Raw genomic sequence first — 19,438 nt, 5'->3', positions numbered from 1 at the left:
TGACGTTAGGGCCGGTACGTGCCTCGACACCGGACCCTGACGCACCGCTGATGTGATGGCTACGGCATTTTGACGGGGCTCTGGTTCGAGGCCCCCCGTCGGCTCAGTGGCCTGGCGGGCCGGTGGTGACCGGCGCGGGATTCCACGGTGCTGGGGCAGGCGGTGGCTCGAACGGTCCGGCCCGGTTGGCCATGAGGATCAGCATCGTCCCGACGGCGAGCACGGTGATGACGGTGAGGGCGAGCCCGAGGGGGTTGCGAGGGTGTAGTAGTAGCGGTTCGTTCCCCACTTGCTCCGCTTGAAGACCGGTTCGTCGTCGTGGTGCACAGGCTGTGTCCTAGGTCGAAGGTATGGGGTGGCGCGCATTCCCCAGCGGCCATTGCGGTCAGGAGGCGCAGCCCACTGCCTTCTGGGCCGCGGGGAAGTACACGGTCATGAGACGGGTGAGGGCCTCACGGCGTGCGGGCACGTCGGAGGCCTTGATGGGCGGGTAGATCTCGACGACGAACTGGCCGGGTTTGCCCTCGTAAGTGCACCGTGCGACCGCGACGGCCATGGAGTCGGCAACGCGGGCGGCGTCGCCCACGTTGATCTGTGCGGGATCGCCGGAGCTCGCCAAGCGCTGACCGATGCCACCCATGACGTCTTCGTCCGCCGTGGTCACGTCGCCTTTCATGGTCAGGACGGTGTTCTTGTCCACGGTCAGTTCGCACCGCGGAGCGTGCGGCCTGGCTGCGTACGTCGACTGCTCCAGCTTGGCGCCGGGCGGAAGCAGCGGTGCGATGAGGGCCGGATCGACGGCCACGCCGCATATGTCGCCCGGCAGCGCGTACTCCCTGCCCTCGCTGCACCCGGTCACGGAGATCAGTGCCGCGGCCCCCGCGGCGGCCAACATGGCCGTGCGCAGGCGCTTCACTGGGCGCCTGCCAGACCCTTGGCAGCGACGTTCCCCGTCACTGCGGACGTGTTGATCTCCTGCTCCAGCGTGCGCGGCGTGTAGGGGTGCCCTGGGTTCGCCTTGGCCCATTCCTCGGAGAGCGCCCTCAGCTGGTTCTCCCGGTGAGTGAACGTCTTCGCGTTCTGGTCCTGGACTCCCGCGTCGATCCGCGCCTGTTCGTCGAGCTGCCACTGGTAGGCGAGGGCGTCGACACCTCGTTGCGCTATGTCGCCGACCACGGGGATGAAGTTGGCGGCTCCGCCGAAACCGTGGTAACCCCACTTGGCTTCCCACGTGGGGTCATCCTTGTCGGTCTTGAGGGCCTGGTAGCGGGCCTCTTCGAGGAAGCCGACCGTACGGCCCGCATCTTGCAGCGTCTCGTCGGGGTCACGCGGGTGTTCTGCGTGGATGTCTTTGATCATTTCTCGGTTCATGGCCTCGTTGAGCATGCCGTAGGAATTCTGGTCGCGGGAGACCTGCTTGCTCACCTCCAGGAGGTGGTGGCGGTCGAGCTGGCGGGGGTCGTCCGGCGTGTCCGACATGGCGCTGGCCGAGTGGTGTACGACATCGCTGTGGGCGGAGAGGACCTTGGCCATGTCGTCGCGCATCTCGGACGGGAACTCGTCGCCGCGCTCGGAGAGGTACTTCAGGGAGCGGTCCAGAACCTGGCGGTGTTCAGGCGTGAGGTCGTCGGGACGCGTTGTCATGTTGTTGGGGTCGACTCCCGTGGCCGCAGAGACCAGGGCGGCGCCCGTGGCTTCCCGTGCGGCGTTGCCGTCCTTGGTGTTGAGGGGCGTGTCGTCGAAGGTCTGCCGGTCGCCGAGGACGTACTGGGCGTTGTCGATGGGCTGCGTCGCGTTGAAGAACTCCGTTGCGGCGTTCGGGCTGGCGGCCAGGGCGGTCATGAAGCCGGTCATGGGGTCGCGGCCGAAGTCCTCGCCGATGAAGTTCATCTTCGGTACCGGTGGCATCCCGCCGTTCCAGTAGTTCGCCGGGAGCTTCATCTTCTTCTCGGTGGCGACGAGCGCGTTGCCGTAGTCGTTCAGGAAGCGGTTGTCCCAGTCACCGCTGCGCATGAGGTTGCTCATCACCTGGTAGCCGTAGACCTGGCTGCCGCGGGTCTGGATGCGCTCCTCGCCCAGCTTGACCATGTCGTTCTCCCAGGTGCGCATGGCCGGGCTGTCGGTCACTTGGGTGGCGCCGGCCAGAGTGAGGGAGAGGTTGCGCTGGAAGTCGCCGAGCTGGTCGTGGCGGGAGCGCTGCAGGGTGCCGCCGTCGGACGGGTCTGCCAGGTCGGCCCAGAAGTCGAGCAGCCCGCGTGGGCCGATCGTGGTGGCGAGCTGCTCCTGGAAGGGCCGGTCGTCCTTGTACTTGGCCAGGTCGGCATTGAGCTTGTCGAACTCCTCGGGGGACATGTCGTCACCCTTGGTCTTCAGGAGCTTCGCGATCCGGTCGGCGTCCTTCATGGCGTCCGCGGCGCGGTCGCGGTCGTAGTAGGCGGCGTCGGAGAAGCCGTACGGGGTCTGGCTGACCAGCATGGTCAGCGCCTGGGCGGCCGTCGCGTCGCTCTCGGCGGCGCCCTCGAGGATCCGCTGTACCTCGTCGCGGAGGGCGGTCGCATCGGCCTCGGTGTGCTCGGGCACCGTCGTGCCCTTGGCGGCGCGGTCGGGGTGGATGTTCATCGTGACGGTGAAGCCGCCGTTGCCCGCCGGCACCACGGTGAGGTTCTTATCCAGCCCGCGCCGGATGGCCTCGTTCAGCCTGGCCTTGTAGTCGACGAGCTCACCGTGGGTGTCACGCAGGATGTTCCCGATACTGGTGGCCTCGGTGGCGGCGTCGGCGAACTCCTTGGCGGTCTTGCCGATGAACTCCCGGGTCACGGTAGCGTTCACCCCGGCCCAGTCGGCCTTCGCGGCTTTACCGCCGAGGTCGCCACGGGCATCCGACTCCAGCTCCCACAATTTCGTGGCCATGGCCGTCCAGTCCGCGACGGCGGTTGACAGCTTCGAGAAGTCCGCGAAACGCAGTGCCTCCAGGTCCATCAGTGCTGCGCCCTTTCCTCGAATCCTGTATTGAGCTGGGCGAACTTGAACTGGGTGGCGATCCAGTACTCGCCTTCGGCGTGCGCGTTCTGCGTGTAGTCGAGGTGGTTGGAAATGTGGGCGCAGGCGTCCAGCAGCGTTCCCACCTGGTCGTGCCACTTGTCCGCGAGCGTCGAGAGGGCGGTCCCCAGAGGGAAGTCCTTCTTCAAGGAGCCGGCCGCCTCGTGCGTACTGGCCTTGGCATGGTCCCCATCGGTGCCGAGCCTTTGCCGCAGCTTGAATGCGGCGTTACCTACTGCCGCCAGGTCCTTCTGGGTGACCACCAGATCCCCCTGTGGCCCGGGCCCGCCGCCCCCTCCGGGATCGAGCTGATTGAGCCGCATTGCCGTCTGGTTCGCAGCAGCGGCTGACTTGAGCTCTGCCCATTCGGCATCGAATGACATGGGACCCCCGTGGTGAAAGTGACTTGTTCGGTGAGCGAGTTCGGTCCAAGCGAGATCATTGGGCCGGATGAGGCCGGCGGCCTGCGGGGCGTGGCTGGACGCCGGTCATCAGAATGTCCAGGCCGCGGCGTGTGGTCACCAGCACGACGCGGTCGTCGTGGCGCAGGACCCGTCCGTGTGGTGGTCGCCAGTTGAAGGCAGGCCGGTCCGTGCGGAATCCGCCGAGTGTGTCCGTCGAGGAGGCCGACCGGCGGCTGGTCGCGGGGCCGATGGCGAGTACGCGCCACTCGTGTTCCTTGAAGGCCTCGTGTATGGAGTGCCCTTCGAGTTCCGGGTGGCCGGCGACGTCCACGACGGTGAAGAGCAGGGATCCGCGCTCCACCGGCATGACCCCCAGCACGTGGCGGCCCATCATCGCGGCGGCGAAGGAGGGCGCGGCCAGCGCCGAGACACTGCGGCTGCGGGTGAGCGCGTCCGGGTAACCGGCGCGCATGGTGCGGGAGACGGTGGCGGCGAAGTCGTCCCCGTACAGGCGCATCACGGCGCGCACGCGGGGGTTGCTCTCGCGGGCTGCCATCACGATGTCGAGGTTCTCGCCGTCATCGTGCGTGAGGACCAGCAATGACTTGCTGGTGCCGATGCGGGCGAGATCGAGGACTCCGGGAGCGGCGGCGTCCTCGAGCAGCAGGTGCACGCCGAGCTCGCGTGCCAGCGCGACCCCTCGGGCCTGCGGGTCCCGCTCGATCACCACGACCTTGTGGTCGGTGGTGCACAGCTGCGCCAGGACGCGCGTGCCGATCTTGCCGAGGCCGACCAGGACGATGTGGTCGTGCAGACCCGTATCCGGTACGTGGTTGGCCGATGCCGTGCGGAAGGCCAGGGTGGCGTTCATGGCGGCGGCCACGACGAGAGGGAGTACGGCCAGGCCGACGAAACCCGCGATGAGCTGGAGGACCTGGCGGGCCGTGGAGTCTTCGGTTGCCGGGTCGCCCATGGTGAAGATGTCCAGCAGTGGCAGGTACACCGACTTCCACAGCGGTCCGTCCTCCACGACGGCCGTCGCCGTGGCCAGTAGCACCACGGCTGCGGCGAGCACCCCGAAGACGGCGGTCACTTCGCGGGAGACGAAGATCTTCCAGGGCAGGTGCCCGAGCCGGTCGCTCAGCCAGCCCCTGTAGGCCCGCCGCCGCCCGGCGGGGGACGTCGGCGCGTGGTGGTGGGTCACCTCTTCGAGCATGAGCCGGCCGTGCGTGAACTGCCGGTGGTAGGCGGTCGCGGTGTCGGGCAGCAGCTGGGTGCCGTTGGCGCCCGGTGTTTCCGCGCTGTCCTCGCCCAGTGGGTCGTCCATGTGCGTACCGGAGAGAACGGCGAGCGTGGCCAGGTCCGTCGCGTGGGGCGGAGTTCCGGCGGGGCGGACCACTCCGCGGAACACCTTGCCCTCGACCTGGAGGGTGGGCCCGTGCCCGACTGCCGCGGCGGCCACCAATTCGGGGACGGCCGTGTCGGCGTCGGAGAGCACCGTCGTGGACGCGTCGATGAACGCGTCGTCCTGCTCGGCGTGCGCGGCTGCTGCCCGGTCGAGAAGCAGTTCGAGATGGCGGCCGCGGTCCCGGTTGAACATGCGGATGACCAGGCGTACGGACGGATTGATGCTGCGGGCGAGCAGGGCAGCGGTCATGTTGATCTGGTCGTCGCCGTAGGTGAGGGCAACCGCCGCGGCACGTTCGACGCCGGCCTCCCGGAGGGTCTGCTCATCGGGCCGCGCGGAGATGAGCAGCTCCACGGGGGAGCGCGGATCCCGGTGCAGGGCGACGAGCTCGGCGCCGTGCCCCTCGCGGCGCGACGGCAGGACGACCGTGACGGCCTCGCCGCACACGGCGTCGAGTTCCTGTGCCAGGCGGTGTGCGAGGCCGTCGTCACCACAAATGATCATGTGTTGGGAGCGCTGCCCGACTCGCGCTCGGAGCTGGAGGGTTGCGGACATGCGGTCAGAACCGCCCTGCTGTCTCATCGGTGGCGACCGGCAGGGACAGGACCATGGTCAGTCCTCCGCCGGGGGTGTCCTCGGGTGTGAGCGTGCCGTCCATGGCCTCGGTGAGTCCCCTGGCCAGGGCGAGGCCGAGGCCGAGTCCGGCGGTGTTGTCGCGGTCGCCGAGGCGCTGGAAAGGTTCGAAGGCACGCTCGCGGTCGTCGGCAGCGATCCCGGTGCCGCGGTCGGCGATCCTGATGTCAACCCGCCCGGCCAGGGCGCTGGCTGTCACCAGCACCGGGCGCTCCGCGGGTGCGTGGCGGACCGCGTTGCCGACGAGGTTCGCCAGCACGCGTTCGAGCAGCGGCGGATCGGCCTGAAGTGCCGGTACCGATTCGAGGTTCTGCACATCGACGGCGGGCCCACCTCCGGGTGTCAGGTCCAGTGAGTCCAGCGCGGCCGGCAGGACTTCCTCCAGTGTGGTGGCCCGCATGTCGAGCGTGAGCGCGCCGGCTTGGAGGCGGCTGAGATCGAGCAGGTTCTCCACGAGGCGGTTGAGCCGGTTCAGGGACACCTCGGCGGAGGCCAGCAGTTCCGCGCGGTCCTCGGCGGAGAACTCGATCTCCTGGTTGCGCAGTGAGCTGACCGCGGCCAGCGCCCCTGCCAGCGGGGTCCGCAGGTCGTGGCTGACGGCCCGGAGCAGGGCGGTACGCAGGCGGTCGGCGGCCTTGATCGGCTCGACCTCGGCGGCGGCCTCGGCCAGCCGGGCCCGCTCGACGGCCGCGCCGACGTGCGCGGCGAAGGCGGCCAGCACGCGGCGTTCGGAGGACGGCAGCGTACAGCCGCGCAGGACGAGGAAGGCCTCAGGACCGGCCGCCACCACGAGGGCGGGGGCCGTCGCGCCGCCTGTGCCGCAGGTTTCGGGAGCCAGCTCGACGGTATCCATGCCGAATGTTTCACGCGTACGTTCCAGCAGTGCCGGGATGGTCTGGTCGCCGCGGACGATGCTGCCGGCGAGGGACGACATCGTCTCCGCCTCGGCCGTGGCTCGAGCCGCACGGCGGGAGAGCCGCAAGGACCTGTCCGCCGCGGCGGCCACGGTGGCGGCGACGACGGCGAAGACCACCAACGCCAGCACGCTGTCCGGGTCGCTCATGGTGAATTCGCCTATGGGCGGCATGAACCAGTAGTTGAGGAGCAGTGCGGCGGTCAGTGCCGCGATCAGGGCGGAGGCCACTCCGCCGATGCAGGCCACGCACACGACGGCCACCAGGAAGAGCAGCGCCTCGCTGGTGAGGTTCAGCGTGCCGCGCATGCCGTCGAGGCCGAGGGTGAGCAGCACCGGGAGCACCACGCCGGCCACGGGTCCGGCGATGAGCCGGGAGGTGGGGAGCGTACGGCGCCGGGACGGGAGTAGCCGGCCGTGGCCCGCCCGCTCGTGCGTGACCATGTGGACGTCGATGTCCTCGGACAGCGCCACGACGGTCTCGCCGATCCCGCGTCCGGTGAGGAAACGTTCCAGCCGGCGGCGGCGGCTCGTACCGAGGACGAGCTGGGTGGCGTTCTCCGCCATCGCGAAGTCCACCAGTGCGGTGGGCACTTCGTCGCCGACGACGGAGTGGTAGCTGCCGCCCAGGTGCTCGACGAGGGCCCGCTGGCCGGCCAGAGCCGCGTGCGAGACCCCGGAGGCGAGCCCGTCGCTGCGCGCGATGTGCACGGCGAGCAGTTCACCGCCGGCGGACCGGCCGGCGATGCGTGCCGCGCGACGGATGAGGGTCTCGCCCTCGGGGCCGCCGGTGAGGGCGACCACGACGCGCTCACGGGTCTCCCAGACGTCCCCGATCCCGTGCTCGGTACGGTACTTGTGGAGGGCCTCGTCCACCCTCCCGGCCAGCCACAGCAGGGCCAGCTCCCGCAGCGCGATGAGATTGCCGGGGCGGAAGTAGTTGGCGAGCGAGGCGTCGATCCGTTCCGGGGGATAGATGTTGCCGTGTGCCATGCGGCGGCGAAGTCCCTCGGGGGGTATGTCGACCAGCTCGACCTCATGGGCGCGGCGCACGAATTCGTCGGGGACCGTCTCGCGCTGCGGGACTCCGGTGATCTTCTCGACGACGTCGCTCAGCGACTCCAGGTGCTGGATGTTGAGCGTGGTGACGACATCGATTCCGGCGGCGAGGATGTCCTCGACGTCCTGCCAGCGCTTCGGGTGCCGGCCGCCCCCGGGGACATTGGTATGGGCGAGTTCGTCGATCAGCACCAACTGCGGCCGCCTCGCCAGCAGCGTTTCACGGTCCAACTCCGTGTAGCGGCCGCCACGGTATTCCTGTTCGGCCGGCGGGAGGATCTCCAGGCCGTCGAGCTTCTCCTCGGTGTGCCGGCGCCGGTGGCACTCCACGAAGCCGGCCACCACATCCGCGCCGCGTGCCGCCCGGCGGTGTGCCTCGTCGAGCATCCGGTACGTCTTGCCGACGCCGGGTGCTGCGCCCAGAAAGACCTTGAGCCTCCCCGGCCGTACGGCCGGCTGTCCCGCGTCGGCCACCGGGCCCGCCTCGTGCGTGGTCGTCATGCTCAGAACTTCTCGGGGAAGAACAAGGCCAGGACCAGGTACCCGACCAGGCTGACCGCGACGATGATGCCTACGACAGTTTCCGTGCTCACCCGTACCCGACTCCTCCGCACGTCCTCAACTTCACCAGCGAACAGCAGCGATGACGCGAAGGAAACGTCCCTGACGCACTCCTGACGCGAGTCGACTGGGACTTTGACGGTGTATTGACGGCCGTTGCATCGATAGGGTGAAGGCGGTGTGCCGGGAAGCCTGGTCGGCGTCGCGTGACCGCATGGTCCGCGTCGACTCGGGTGGGGGCGGAATGCGCAGCGTCGGTACGGTCTTGTTCCTCGTGGTGCTGGCCACTGTCGTGGCCACGGGTGCCCGCCGCTGGCGAATCCCCGCGCCCTCACTGCTCGTTGTGGCCGGCCTCGTCGTCGCGCTGATACCGGGTACTCCGGAGATCCGGGTGAGTCCGGAGGCCATCGGCCTCATCGTTCTGCCGCCCTTGCTGTACGCCAGCGCCGAGGAACTGTCCTGGCGCGAACTGCGGTTGGTGTGGAAGCCGGTCAGCGTGCTCGCGGTCGGTCTGGTCCTGGCATCGGCGGCCGCGGTCGGTCTGGTCGCGTCGCTGCTCACCCCGCTGACCTGGCAGATGGCGCTGGTCCTGGGAGCCGTCCTCGCGAGTACGGACCCGGTGGCGGTCACCGCGCTCGGCCGGCGCCTCGCCCTGCCTCCCCGTGTCCAGGTCCTCGTACAGGCCGAGAGCCTCTTCAACGACGCCACTTCGCTCGTCCTCTTCCGGGTCGCTATCGTCGTCGCCGCGGCCTCCGCAGGGGTGTCCTGGCAAGCGGCGGGCACGGAGTTCGCACTGCTCGCCGGGGGCGGCACCCTCATCGGAGGAGCCGTCGCCGGGGTGGTGGCGCTGATCCGCCGCAGGACCGAGGACCCGGTACTGGAGACCGTCATCGCCCTGGTGACCCCGTACGCCGCCTACGTGCTGGCGGAGGCGGTGCACGCGTCGGGTGTGACCGCAGTCGTCGTGGCGGGCGTCGTGCTCGGAGGCCGGGCCGACCGGTTGACCAACGCCCGCATACGCATCCAGCTGCACGCCGTCAACGGCACGGTGGTCTTCCTGCTGGAGAGCGTCGTCTTCAGCCTGATCGGGCTCACCCTGCCGGGACAGGTCGCCGCGCTGACCGCTGCCGACGGGCTCTGGCCGCTGTACGCGCTGGCGGTCGCCGCGACCTTGATCACCGTTCGCCTGCTGTGGGTCCTGCCCCTCTCGGCCGTCGTCCAGCGGAACGCGGGCGTACGTCCCTCCTGGCGCGTCCCGGCCGTGCTGACCTGGGCGGGCACGCGCGGCGTCGTCCCACTGGCAGCGGCCCTCTCCATCCCGGTCGCGGAGGGCGACGGCAGCCTCCTGGGCCAGCGCCCGCTCGTGCTCGTCCTGACCACGTCGGTGGTGGTGGTCACCCTCGTAGCCCAGGGCTTCACCCTGGCCGACGTGGTCCGTCGCTCCGGAATCGCCCTCGAACCGGATCACACCGAACGGGAGGAGGCCTCCGCCCGGTGCGCCCTTGCCGCAGCCGGCATCCGTCGGCTGGACGAGGTGTCCGACCTCGAAGCGGTACCGGACGTCGTGGCAGACCGGCTCCGGCGCAGCCTCCAGGCCCGGCTCGAACACGCCCGCGACCGCCTGGAGGAAGCCGATCTGGCTGAATCCGCAGACCAGGTCTACCGGCTGCTGCGCCGTGACCTGATCCGGGTGGAGGCCGTGGAACTTCAGCGTCTCTACGACGAACACCACATCAGCGACACCACCCGCCGACGCCTTCAGCGCTCCCTGGACCTGGAGGAGGCGCGGCTGGACCTGGCGAGATGATGATCAGCCGGCTACGTCTACTCCCCAGACTTCAGGACCTCGTTGCGGATGCCTCGCCGACGGCCGATCTGTGCTCTGGTCCAGCTGGCGAGTCCCGCCGGCAGCGGGGCGTGTCGGCATGGGGCCGGGGTTTGCCGCGGTGGCCACGAGTCACGATTGCGTGGAATTACGGTCTGCTCGGCGCAGCTCTCCGGCTGCCAGGACGACACATGCAGCACCGACGAAGAGCAAGGCGGGGATGGCGAACATGCTGCGCTGATCGCTCTCCAGGACAGCCTGGTACTGACTCTGGGAGATCTCGACCGTGCCGCGCGCGTGCGGCGTGGTGTCGAAGGCGAAGTACTGACCGTCCTTCACCTCGGCAGCCTGCAAGTTCCCCTCCGTGGCCCCGCTGATGACCGTGATCCCAACACCCGAAATCGCCAATGCCGCAAGGCCCATCTGGGCCTTGCGGGGAAGGCACCTGAACGCCAGCCATACCGAGTGCCGGTCCGCGCGCGTCAGGAGCATACGCACCAGGGCGGATATGAAGATCGGGAAGAGCAGCACGGCAATCACCGCCATCGGCCACCCCGACACGGTCAGCGGCAAGGTCCCGGGCAGCCAGGTGAGCGCGGCCAGCACCAACAGCGCGGCGCCCAGCGCGGCCGCGACACCACCGTGAGATTTGAATGTCCAATCCACGCCCCGCAGCCTGACACAGGTGCCCCTCCAAGTCGTTGCCATTTCCCGGCGACGACCAATGGGCCTTTCTCGACTTGAAGATGATGGTGCTAGTGTCATTAGCACCATGCTGTTGAGATTGAACATCGCGGACAACCGCCCTCTGCACGAGCAGGTGGCGGGTGCGATCAGACGTGCCATAGCTGAGGGCGAATGTGGTCCGGGGGACCGACTGCCCTCCGCGCGCGACCTCTCCCTGGTACTGGGGGTGAACGTCAACACGGTCCTCCGTGGCCTTCGCGGGCTGCGTGACGAGGGGCTGCTGGAGTTCCGGCGCGGTCGCGGTGTGACCGTGGCCGAGGGGGCGGACCAGCGGTCGGTGCTGCTCGACCGTGTGCGCGAACTGGTCGGTGATGCGGCGCATCTGGGCTACAGCAAGGCCGATCTCATAGAAATGATCAGGGGGCTGGAATGAACCAGGGGACGGAGCGAAAGCGCGGAGCATGGTGGGGTGTTGCGGTCTGGGTCGTGGCGATCCTGGCCGTGCTCGTCGCACTTCCCTGGGCCGCGAGCGGCCGGCTGCCGGAGCGGCTGGCGACCCACTGGGGCGCAGGCTCCGGCGGACCGGACGGCTCAATGCCCCTGTGGGCAGCCGCGCTCTTCCCGGCCTTGATCTGGGTGGTCCTCGTGCTGCTGATCGTCGCGCTCGGGCGGTGGCGTGGGGGAGCGACCTCCGGGCTGGCGGTGCACGGACGGCCCGTAGTGGGGCTGTTGTCCGGCGGAGTGCTCCTCGTCGGCGCGCAGGCATCCATTGTCAGGGCGAACCTGGATCACACGGACTGGCGGCAGGCCGATTCCGTGAGCCTGTGGGCTGTGGTGACGCTCGGGGTGGCGGTCATGGCGGGGCTGGCCGAGTGGGTGGTGACCCGCCGGGATCGGGCTGCGACGTCACACGTGGTCGCGAGCGGTCCGAGCATGGAGATTCCGGCCGGCGAGAAGTTCGTGTGGCTCTCCCGTACGACGAATCCGTGGCTCCACTGGATCGGGGCCCTGGCCGGGCTGGTCGCGCTGGCCGCTGTGCTGGTCGCGGTGAGCGGACTGGTGGATTTGCCGTGGGCGGTCGTCGCACCGTTCGCCACGGTCTCTGTGGCGGTCCTCTCTTGCGCCTCCGTGCAGGCGCGTGTCACCGAGAAGGGCCTGAGCGTGGCCTTCGGCCCACTCGGCTGGCCGGTGCGGCGCTGGCCCGCTCAGGACGTCGAATCGGCCCGTACCGAAAGCCGTACCCCCGGCCAGGTGGGGGGCTGGGGGTACCGGCTGAGTGGGTTGGGCACGACGGTGATGCTCCGCAGCGGCGAGTGCCTGGTGATCCACCCCCGGCGGGGGCACGAGTTCGCGGTGAGCGTGGACGACGCCGAGCGCGGCGCAGCCCTGCTGAACGCCCTGAGTGCGCAGCGCCCCGACTGAGCTGTCAGCGACGCTCGGCTCATGCCGGGACCGGGGTCGCCCGCACCTTGCGTGCCAGGGCCCGGCCGGTGGCGTGGTGGAGGTATTCGCGGGTCAGCCGGAAGCCGGCCGTCCAGGCGAGGAGTCTGCTGGGTCGGTTGTCGCGCGAGCAGCACCAGCTTGCGGTGTGTCCCCGTGCCTGGATATCGGCTGTCAAGCCGGCGACGCAGGCCAGCGCAAGGCGTTCACGGCGGCGATCGGGCAAGGTGACGACCGCGATGTCCTCATAGGCACTGCCGAGGGCGGGCCAGAACCGTTCGGGCGTCTCGACGTACTGGTCCGCGAACCGGGCCAGGGTGTCCGGGGTGAGCACGCCGGGGTCGCCGCGCAGCAGCACGTGGTCCGCGCAGGTGACGGCGAGGACGCGGGGCCGGTCTGGGCGGTCGGCCCACCAGTGGCCGGTACCCGTGGTCAGTACGTGCTCGGCGAGTGCCCCGAGACCGGGGGAGCCGGTGGGAAACCAAGGGCTCAGGGCAGGCAGTTGCTGTGGTGCGATTTCGATCATCAACGCTCCTCGGTCGTGCGCGGGTTGTCGCGTAGGGGAGCGGGGCGCTCCCTGGAGGGAACCCGCCCCGTTCCGGCTGTGGGATCGCCTTCAGGCGTCGTGGCCGACGATCAGTCTGGCGAGCTTGTTCAGACGCCGGATCGTGCGCTCCTCGGTGGCGCAGGCGGCCGGGGAAACGCGCTCGTCACCGCCGTAGTACGCACCGTTGACGATCTCGGTGGTCGGGTCGCAGAGCCGTACGGCATGGGCCGCGCCGTCCGCGGGCTCCCTCGATTCCAGAGGTGGCGCCGGTGACGAGGGCGGTACGGCCGTACAGGGCGGCAGGTGACATGGTCCATTCCGGGTGTGAGGGCATGCCGGTCCGAGCGCCGACTGGGCGCTCGGACCGGAAGCGTGTGAAACGTGGAGCCCGGTGCCGGCCCGGGGCGGGGCAGGCACCGGGCGGAAGCGGCCGCCCGCCATACGGGCGGGGGCGGGCGGCCGCGGATCGGGAACGGTGCGTCAGCGCACCGGCAGGTGAGCAGCGCGCGAGGCCCGGCGCACCGTATGCGGTGGCCGGTCGTCGTGGCGCAGACCGCTGTTCACATCACTCATCCAACTGCCTTGCGGGGCAGGGCTCAAGACAGTCGGCCAGTCCTTGACACAGCTCTGATACCGGCATGACTCGGACGGGTGATGCCGGTATCAGAGCAGAGCGTGCACCCCGTAAGGCCATGTACGGGATCAGTCAGGGCAGTGTGACCCTCTCCTGGCCGCAGCCGATACGGACGGACTCCGCCTCGACATAGGCGGGCAGCAGGTCGCGGACGAACGTGAAGTCCTGCTCCCCGAACCTGTCCTTCTGCTCCAGCATGAAGATCACGTCCCCGCTCTGGCACCGCGCCCGGTACACGGCCCGGCTCACGTTGAACGACCCGTACCCGTTGGTGCCCTTGAAGGACGAGCCGCCCTTGAGGAGATCCTGGGAGAAGACGGCGGTCAGCGCCGGGTCCACGACGGTCGTCATCCGGACTGCGGCCCTGGGGTAGCTGCCGGCCGCCTCGCAGATCCGGGCAGCGCCGCCGTCGCCGCTGACCCGGGAACGTGACAGGCTCTCGCGGTAGGCGGCCGGCAGGGCGAGGCCCTTGATCCCGCAGAAGGCGTCCGGCTGTGTGTCCCGCCATGCGACGACGTCCTTCGGCAGATCCGGAGACCGGTAGACCCCGGAGCAGCCGAGCTCGCGTATGACGCCGTTGGCCGCATCCACCGCAGCGTGGGCCAGAGCGGCGCGGTCCTCCCTCTCGTACTCCGACGAGACGTCAAGGCCCGCGGGCCCCATGCCGACATCGATCACGACCGGGCCCTCGAACTGGGCGGGCCTGCCGGTACAGGACTGGGGAAGCGCCAGCCAGGCGCGGGAGGAGGACGCCATGCCCGGCAGGCCTTCCCCGAGGGCCACCATGCCGGCCGCGAGGAACTCCTCGGGCCACTGCCGCCCGTCGCTTCCGTAGAGACCGTCCAGCTTGTGGACCCGTACGGTCAGCTGCCTTCTGGCCGTGTCGTCCTTGTAACTGGTGATGCGGCACTGGCCGTAGGACAGTCCTTGGCCGTGGGGGTCGGTCTGCAGGACCTGCTCCTCGACCTCGGTCCTGCGGTCGCCGAAGAGGGAGGACACGGTCGAGTCGCTGAGGGAATCCCAGCAGGGGGCGGGGCCGAGCAGCGGCAGGGTGTCCGTACGCCAGGCGACGGCGCCGGCCCCGAGGAGGCCGCCGGCCAGGACGCCCGCGGCGGTGGCCCGGACGGTGCGGTTGCGCAGCAGCCGACGCACCAACGAGGGCCGCGGGGGAGAGGGAACCGAGGGAACCAGGTCCTGGTCATTGTCCGGCTGCCGGGCCGGGGTCGTTTCGCTGTCCACTGCCGGTGTCACGCTCTCTCCGTTGTCCGCCACGCTGCCGTTGTTGTCTGCGGTCACCGGTTCTCCCCGGCCTGGCACCCGATGCGCTTGCTCACGGACGCGGTGAAGTTCGCGAACACCTGCTGGTCGTCCGGGCGGCTCCGGCCCTTGAGGCCGGGCTCGACGTTCCCGTAGAACACGGTCCGCCGACCGCCACAGGTGGTCCGCACCAGTCCCTGACCGTTGCCCTCGGGAAGCCCGTCGAACAGTGCGACCATGCGGGGCTCGGACGCCATCACGAACTGCGTCGCCGGCTCATCGGGCACCCCCCGGGAGCGCCACACCACCGAACAGGTCTGGAGCCGCTCACCGACCACGCCCACCTGCTGCTGATAGGCGGAGTCCTTTCCGAACTCGAACGTCACCCCCGGAATCCTGCACAGGGGACTGGAGGCCCTCTCGTCCTTCTCCGCGGTGACCACCATCGGCGAGGACAGGCGCAGCGGCTCTGCGGGCTTGCAGCCCGCCTTCGAGGCAGTGGTGCCGGCCGCGTCCAGCAGCATCCGGGCGACGTCCATCCGGTTTCCGATGGTGAAGGGCATGGCCTTCTTCCCCAGGTGGCCGTCGCCCCAGCTCTCGCTCCGGATGGTGACGGCGGACGGTCTGCCGTCCACGTCACAGGCCTCGGGCAGCACCAGCATGGCCCGATCGCCGCCGACCAGCCCGTTCAGTCCGTCGGGCAACGGCGAGGCCGAACCGTCGAAGAAGTGGGCTATCCACGCACGGCGCTCCTCGGCCGAGGCCGGGACGGGGCCGTACGCGAGGGTGACGCGCTCATCGAAGGTGAGCGGCTCGGTGGAGTCGTCATCGGCGATCGACGAGGCGACCGTGACCGTGCACGTGGCGGTCGGCCGGTCGGAGGAGGGCGGCGCCGACTCCGTGGCCCGGCGCGCGGAGCCGGACTTGCCGAGCGCCTCCTCACCGAGGAAGGACGGACCACTGTCCTCCTGCCAGGCCCCCCAGCAGTAGCTCGCGCGGAACGGCCAGCTGCCCGTCCCGCTCAATCCGTACAACCCCGCACCCGAGGCAAGAACCGCCCCACCTGCAACAAGGGCGAAGAACCTCCCCCGTTGCCTGCCGCCGACGCCCATGACATTCCCCCTGGTGAACCACGTAGATCACAGCAAACGCACCGATGCTACGTCCGATGCCGGTGGTGTTTACGACTCATTTACGACACCCCGATGCCCGCCATCAGCAACGCGTCAGGAAGTGCGGGTTGGCCGTAAGAGGGGCGTCAACGTGGTGCGTTGGCACATGGCGGTGATCGCAGACTGAGTGGCAGGGGGAGGCGGACGACCGTCCGTGATGCGAGGTTGGAGGGCGCGTGACGATCAGCGCCGAGACCACGCCAGTCCGGACCGCGGGGGGTCGGGCTGGAGCCGGGACGCATCACGGACGGGCCGTCCCGTGCGCTGCCGCACGAGCCTCGCCGTAAGGAAGCCGTCAAAGTCGCACCCACGGCCGTATGGACGTCGTCAACGCCTGCCGAGGCGGCCGAAAACCGCTGTTCCCTCCGGTTATCCGTACTCACAGGACGTACAACAGGAAGGCGGCACGACGATGCCCCGGGTGCTGGTGGTGGATGACGAACCGCAGCTTGCGCGGTTGCTGGTGATCAATCTGAAGGCGCGGAAGTACGACGTGGACTGCGCGCAGGACGGGGGTACGGCCCTGGCGGCCGTGGCGGCCTGCCGCCCGGACGTGGTCCTGCTGGACCTCGGGCTGCCCGACATGGACGGGATCGAGGTGATCAAGCAACTGCGCGGATGGTCGAAGGTGCCCGTCCTGGTGGTCTCCGCCCGCCACGGCTCCGAGGAGAAGATCCGGGCTCTGGACGCGGGCGCCGACGACTACATCACCAAGCCCTTCAGCATGGACGAACTGCTGGCCCGGCTGGGAGCCGTCATCCGCCGCACACCGACACGGGAGTCGGCCGCCGCGAACGAAGCAGTCGTCGAGACCGAGGAGTTCACCGTCGACCTGCTCGCGAAGAAGGCCAGGCGCAGAGGGAAGAGCATCAGGCTCACGCCGACGGAATGGCATCTGCTGGAGGTCCTGATCCGCAACCGGGGCCGGCTCGTCAGCCAGCGGCGTCTGCTCCAGGAGGTGTGGGGGTCGTCCTACGGAACGCAGACCAACTACCTGCGGGTGTACATGGCTCACCTCAGGCGGAAGCTGGAAGCGGACCCGTCACACCCGCGTCATCTGATCACTGCCCCCGGCATGGGGTACCGCTTCGAGGCGTGACGCGGCGGAGCCGACGGACAGGGGGCGCCGTCAAGGCCCCGTCAATTCTGCGTCTCCCCGCGTATGAAGACCATCAACGTGCCTGGTGGGTCGAACTGTTGAGCCAGATGCTGGCGTGCACGCAGGGCCGTACGAACGGCCCGGGTGTGAGCTGGAGCGCGAGTGACGATCACCGCCGGTACCGAACAGACCCGGGGAGCGGGGGCTCCGGAGACTGTCACGCAGAGCCCCGCACCGGACGCCCGTCGCGTGAGCGTCCCACGTTCGCCGTCCGGAGGGGAGCTGGGAGGAGGGCCGCCGGGACCACGGCCTCCCACCGTGATCGCCCGGGCGGCCCGCCTGCTCGCCGACCGCTACTGGGCCACCTTGCCCGGCCGGCTGCGCCTCGCTCGCGCGGCGTGCGTGCTGCTCGCCTCCGGACTGCTGATCCTGCTCGCGGTCGCGGCGACGGGCGCGACCACCGCGTGGGACGAAACGGCCCAGCACGACGCGCCCCGTACCGTCTCCGCGACCCGGCTCAACCTCGCGCTCAACGACATGGACGCGCAGACGGCCAACATCCTGCTCTCCAGTGGTGATTCCGGTACCGGCAAGGGGCGCCTGGAAGAGTCGTACGCCAAGGCGAGCGGCTTCTACGGAGAGGCGCAGGAGACCATCAGCCGCTCCCTGCGCACGCTCGCCGCGGCCTCGGAAGGCGACCCGGCCACCGAGGCGACCGTCGTGCGGCTCACCGATGACTTCGCGCACTACCAGGAGCTGATCGGACGGGCCCTGGAGAACGACAGCCGGCCCGGCGGCAAGGACGCCGCCCGCGAGGACTACCGGACCGCGACCGACCTCCTCACGGGGCGGCTGCTCCCGGAGGCACGCAAGCTCGTCGACGCCAACAACGCGGTGTACGAGCGGCAGTACGTCGCAGCGCGAGGCGACCTCGACGTGCAGCGGACCGCCGAAGCCGTCCTCGGCGTGCTGCTGATCGCCGCGCTGGTACTGCTCCAGATCCACCTCGCGCGCCGGTTCCACCGGGTCTTCAACCCGGGGCTGATCGCCGCCACCCTCTGCGCCGTGGTCGCGGTCGTGTGCGGCGCCCAGCTGCTCACGATCACCTACGACCGGATGAAGGTTGCCCGACGCGACTCCTTCGACTCCGTCATCGCGTTGTCACGGTCCAAAGCGATCGGCTACGACGCCAACGCCGACGAGAGCCGCTACCTCCTGGACCCCGGCCGCCGCCCCGCGTACGAGCTCTCCTTCCTCGACAAGTCGCATCAGCTGTACGGGATTCAGGGCGCCGGACTCGATACGTACGACCGGAAGCTCGCCGACACGTGGGCCACGTACCTGAACAACCACGAGGACAAACGATTCACCGGCGAGTACCGGCGCGAACTGGACAACATCACCTTCGCGGGCGAGCGGGAGGCCGCCCAGAAGACCGTCGAGGCGTACGCCGTCTACCAGCGCGACGACCGGACCTTCCGGCGTCTGGTGACCGAGGGGAAGACGCAGGAGGCCACGGTCTTCTGCGTCGGCTGGGCGCCGGACACCTCGAACGCCCACTTCGGGGAGTGGATGAAGGCTCTGGACCAGGTCACCGCCATCAACCAGAGGCACTTCGATCTCGCTGTCCGGGAGGGCCGAGGGGCACTGACCACGCAGGGCCCGATGGCCGGCGCTTCGCTGCTGCTCACGGCCGGGTCGACGGTGCTGGGGCTGCGGCGCCGGCTGGCCGAGTTCCGGTGAGTCGGGGATCTCGCGCTCCCCGGAGGTGAGACCGGGCTGTCCGGGGACGTCCGGCAGGACGAGTCGATGGCCGGGCGCGACAACGGCGGTGGCCAGGGGAAGAGATGCTGCGGCGTTGAAGTTCGCACCCGGCACGAAGACCACCGTGGTGGTGCGGTGGATGGAGTCCACCCGGCGTATCGCTTCTCATCCTGCCGCCTCTCTTCCGGTTGCCGCCGGTGTTCCGACGGCGTAGTGGGCGTACTCCCGCTCGGGACGGAAGCCGGCGGTCCAGGCGAGCAGGCGGCCGGGGCGGTTGCTCGCCGAGCAGGTCCAGCTGGGCGTGTGACCGCGGGCCGCTATGTCCGAGCACAGGGCGTTGACGCAGTCGAGAGCCAGGTACTGCAGGCGCGGGTCGGGCACGGTGACGCAGGCGACGTCCTCGTAGGCGGTGCCGAGGAAGTAGGTGCAGGCCACGGCCACGATGCGGTCGCCCTGGAAGGCTGCCCAGGCATAGCCCGAGCGGGCGAGGGCGTCAGGTCCGCCCCAGGTGCGGTGGATCCAGCTCATCGCGGGCGGAAGGCCGCTGAGAGCGCGGGTGTCCCGGGCGTTCAGCCTGCGTACGGTCACACCCCTGGGCGGCCGGGTGGCGGGCACGGGGCAGCGCTTGACATACACCATGCGCTGCCACGGCACGACCCGGTCGAACGCGGCCCCGATCAGCGGAAGGAAGCGGCCCGGAGCCTCGATGGAGCGGTCCGCGAAGACCCTGAGATCCGTCGGCGTCAGGGCCTGCGGGTCTCCGCGCAGGAGTACGTGGTCCCCGCATTCGGCGGCGATCACGCGTGGCTGGATGACGCGGTCCACCCACCAGCGGCCGGCCTCGGTGGTCAGGACGTGCTCGGTCAGGGCGGCCGAGCCCGGGGCCCCGGTGGGGAACCAGCGGGCAAGGGCCGGGAGTCGGTGGGACGGCAAGTTGATCACGAGCGTTCCTTGTCGGGACATGGAGGCGGGGCGGCCCTGTTCGGAGGGCCGCCC

16 protein-coding genes and 1 pseudogene are annotated in these 19,438 nt (G+C 69.7%); 5 read left to right on the top strand and 12 right to left on the bottom strand.

The features are described 5' to 3' along the window. Positions 1-385: 385 nt before the first annotated feature. The 6 genes from OHA89_RS06030 to kdpF are packed head-to-tail and all read right to left on the bottom strand — an operon-like array spanning position 386 to position 8,049. The gene (locus OHA89_RS06030; RefSeq protein WP_406365550.1) at positions 386-916 is read right to left on the bottom strand and encodes a hypothetical protein; all 531 of its coding nucleotides are present in this window, start codon (positions 914-916) and stop codon (positions 386-388) included. Beyond that, positions 913-2,979, bottom strand: coding sequence for a hypothetical protein (locus OHA89_RS06025; RefSeq protein ID WP_406365548.1), 2,067 nt, complete (start codon positions 2,977-2,979; stop codon positions 913-915). The genes OHA89_RS06030 and OHA89_RS06025 overlap by 4 nt, the downstream gene beginning before the upstream one ends. Further along, positions 2,979-3,422 (bottom strand): hypothetical protein, encoded by a 444-nt coding sequence (locus tag OHA89_RS06020; protein ID WP_406365546.1) that lies wholly within the window; start codon positions 3,420-3,422, stop codon positions 2,979-2,981. Before OHA89_RS06020 ends, OHA89_RS06025 begins: the two co-directional genes overlap by 1 nt. Positions 3,423-3,477: 55 nt before the next feature. Next, positions 3,478-5,406 (bottom strand): NAD-binding protein, encoded by a 1,929-nt coding sequence (locus OHA89_RS06015; protein WP_406365544.1) that lies wholly within the window; start codon positions 5,404-5,406, stop codon positions 3,478-3,480. 4 nt (positions 5,407-5,410) lie between these two features. After that, positions 5,411-7,957, bottom strand: a complete 2,547-nt coding sequence (locus tag OHA89_RS06010) for an ATP-binding protein (RefSeq protein WP_406365543.1) — start codon at positions 7,955-7,957, stop codon at positions 5,411-5,413. 2 nt (positions 7,958-7,959) lie between these two features. Continuing rightward, entirely contained in the window at positions 7,960-8,049 is a 90-nt protein-coding gene (gene kdpF / locus OHA89_RS06005) for a K(+)-transporting ATPase subunit F (RefSeq protein ID WP_107093322.1), read from the bottom strand. Between the two features lie 212 nt (positions 8,050-8,261). Here kdpF and OHA89_RS06000 point away from each other — a divergent pair, with 212 nt between their 5' ends. After that, complete coding sequence (locus OHA89_RS06000; protein ID WP_406368407.1) at positions 8,262-9,824, top strand: Na+/H+ antiporter; 1,563 nt, start codon at positions 8,262-8,264, stop codon at positions 9,822-9,824. A 150-nt stretch (positions 9,825-9,974) separates the two neighbouring features. Here the strand turns inward: OHA89_RS06000 and OHA89_RS05995 are convergent, their stop codons facing one another. Further along, the gene (locus OHA89_RS05995) at positions 9,975-10,508 is read right to left on the bottom strand and encodes a hypothetical protein (protein WP_406365542.1); all 534 of its coding nucleotides are present in this window, start codon (positions 10,506-10,508) and stop codon (positions 9,975-9,977) included. 106 nt (positions 10,509-10,614) lie between these two features. On the opposite strand from OHA89_RS05995, the gene OHA89_RS05990 reads away from it, so the two are divergent. Together OHA89_RS05990 and OHA89_RS05985 are read left to right on the top strand one after the other, a co-directional pair. Beyond that, positions 10,615-10,962: a GntR family transcriptional regulator gene (locus OHA89_RS05990; protein ID WP_406365541.1), complete on the top strand. Its 348-nt coding sequence runs from the start codon at positions 10,615-10,617 to the stop codon at positions 10,960-10,962. Then, a complete protein-coding gene (locus OHA89_RS05985; RefSeq protein ID WP_406365540.1) occupies positions 10,959-11,951 on the top strand; it encodes a DUF1648 domain-containing protein in 993 nt (330 codons plus the stop codon). The genes OHA89_RS05990 and OHA89_RS05985 overlap by 4 nt, the downstream gene beginning before the upstream one ends. Before the next feature lie 19 nt (positions 11,952-11,970). On the opposite strand, the gene OHA89_RS05980 is transcribed toward OHA89_RS05985, so the two are convergent. From OHA89_RS05980 to OHA89_RS05965, 4 genes and pseudogenes are all read right to left on the bottom strand, one after another. Continuing rightward, complete coding sequence (locus OHA89_RS05980; protein ID WP_406365539.1) at positions 11,971-12,495, bottom strand: GNAT family N-acetyltransferase; 525 nt, start codon at positions 12,493-12,495, stop codon at positions 11,971-11,973. A gap of 90 nt (positions 12,496-12,585) precedes the next feature. Next, positions 12,586-12,756: pseudogene (locus OHA89_RS05975) on the bottom strand (short-chain dehydrogenase); the annotation flags it as partial. A 466-nt stretch (positions 12,757-13,222) separates the two neighbouring features. Next, positions 13,223-14,446, bottom strand: coding sequence for a hypothetical protein (locus OHA89_RS05970; protein ID WP_406365537.1), 1,224 nt, complete (start codon positions 14,444-14,446; stop codon positions 13,223-13,225). Beyond that, positions 14,443-15,441, bottom strand: a complete 999-nt coding sequence (locus tag OHA89_RS05965) for a hypothetical protein (protein WP_406365535.1) — start codon at positions 15,439-15,441, stop codon at positions 14,443-14,445. Before OHA89_RS05965 ends, OHA89_RS05970 begins: the two co-directional genes overlap by 4 nt. Before the next feature lie 550 nt (positions 15,442-15,991). On the opposite strand from OHA89_RS05965, the gene OHA89_RS05960 reads away from it, so the two are divergent. Then, positions 15,992-16,678: a response regulator transcription factor gene (locus tag OHA89_RS05960; RefSeq protein ID WP_406365533.1), complete on the top strand. Its 687-nt coding sequence runs from the start codon at positions 15,992-15,994 to the stop codon at positions 16,676-16,678. Positions 16,679-16,996: 318 nt separating this feature from the next. Then, entirely contained in the window at positions 16,997-18,421 is a 1,425-nt protein-coding gene (locus OHA89_RS05955) for a hypothetical protein (RefSeq protein WP_406365532.1), read from the top strand. A 186-nt stretch (positions 18,422-18,607) separates the two neighbouring features. On the opposite strand, the gene OHA89_RS05950 is transcribed toward OHA89_RS05955, so the two are convergent. After that, the gene (locus OHA89_RS05950) at positions 18,608-19,384 is read right to left on the bottom strand and encodes a GNAT family N-acetyltransferase (protein WP_406365531.1); all 777 of its coding nucleotides are present in this window, start codon (positions 19,382-19,384) and stop codon (positions 18,608-18,610) included. Positions 19,385-19,438 lie beyond the last annotated feature (54 nt).

The sequence above is a fragment of the Streptomyces sp. NBC_01546 genome (assembly GCF_045208355.1).
Taxonomy (GTDB): Bacteria; Actinomycetota; Actinomycetes; order Streptomycetales; family Streptomycetaceae; genus Streptomyces.
The sequence above is the reverse complement of the archived record's forward strand: the minus strand, read 5'-3'. Positions and strand labels throughout refer to the sequence as shown.

Coding starts and splice junctions, on each gene's coding strand:
- OHA89_RS06025 (WP_406365548.1), bottom strand. CDS start 2,979: ATGGACCTGGAGGCACTGCGTTTCGCGGACTTCTCGAAGCTGTCAACC.
- OHA89_RS06020 (WP_406365546.1), bottom strand. CDS start 3,422: ATGTCATTCGATGCCGAATGGGCAGAGCTCAAGTCAGCCGCTGCTGCG.
- OHA89_RS06015 (WP_406365544.1), bottom strand. CDS start 5,406: ATGTCCGCAACCCTCCAGCTCCGAGCGCGAGTCGGGCAGCGCTCCCAA.
- OHA89_RS06010 (WP_406365543.1), bottom strand. CDS start 7,957: ATGACGACCACGCACGAGGCGGGCCCGGTGGCCGACGCGGGACAGCCG.
- OHA89_RS06000 (WP_406368407.1), top strand. CDS start 8,262: ATGCGCAGCGTCGGTACGGTCTTGTTCCTCGTGGTGCTGGCCACTGTC.
- OHA89_RS05990 (WP_406365541.1), top strand. CDS start 10,615: ATGCTGTTGAGATTGAACATCGCGGACAACCGCCCTCTGCACGAGCAG.
- OHA89_RS05985 (WP_406365540.1), top strand. CDS start 10,959: ATGAACCAGGGGACGGAGCGAAAGCGCGGAGCATGGTGGGGTGTTGCG.
- OHA89_RS05980 (WP_406365539.1), bottom strand. CDS start 12,495: ATGATCGAAATCGCACCACAGCAACTGCCTGCCCTGAGCCCTTGGTTT.
- OHA89_RS05960 (WP_406365533.1), top strand. CDS start 15,992: ATGCCCCGGGTGCTGGTGGTGGATGACGAACCGCAGCTTGCGCGGTTG.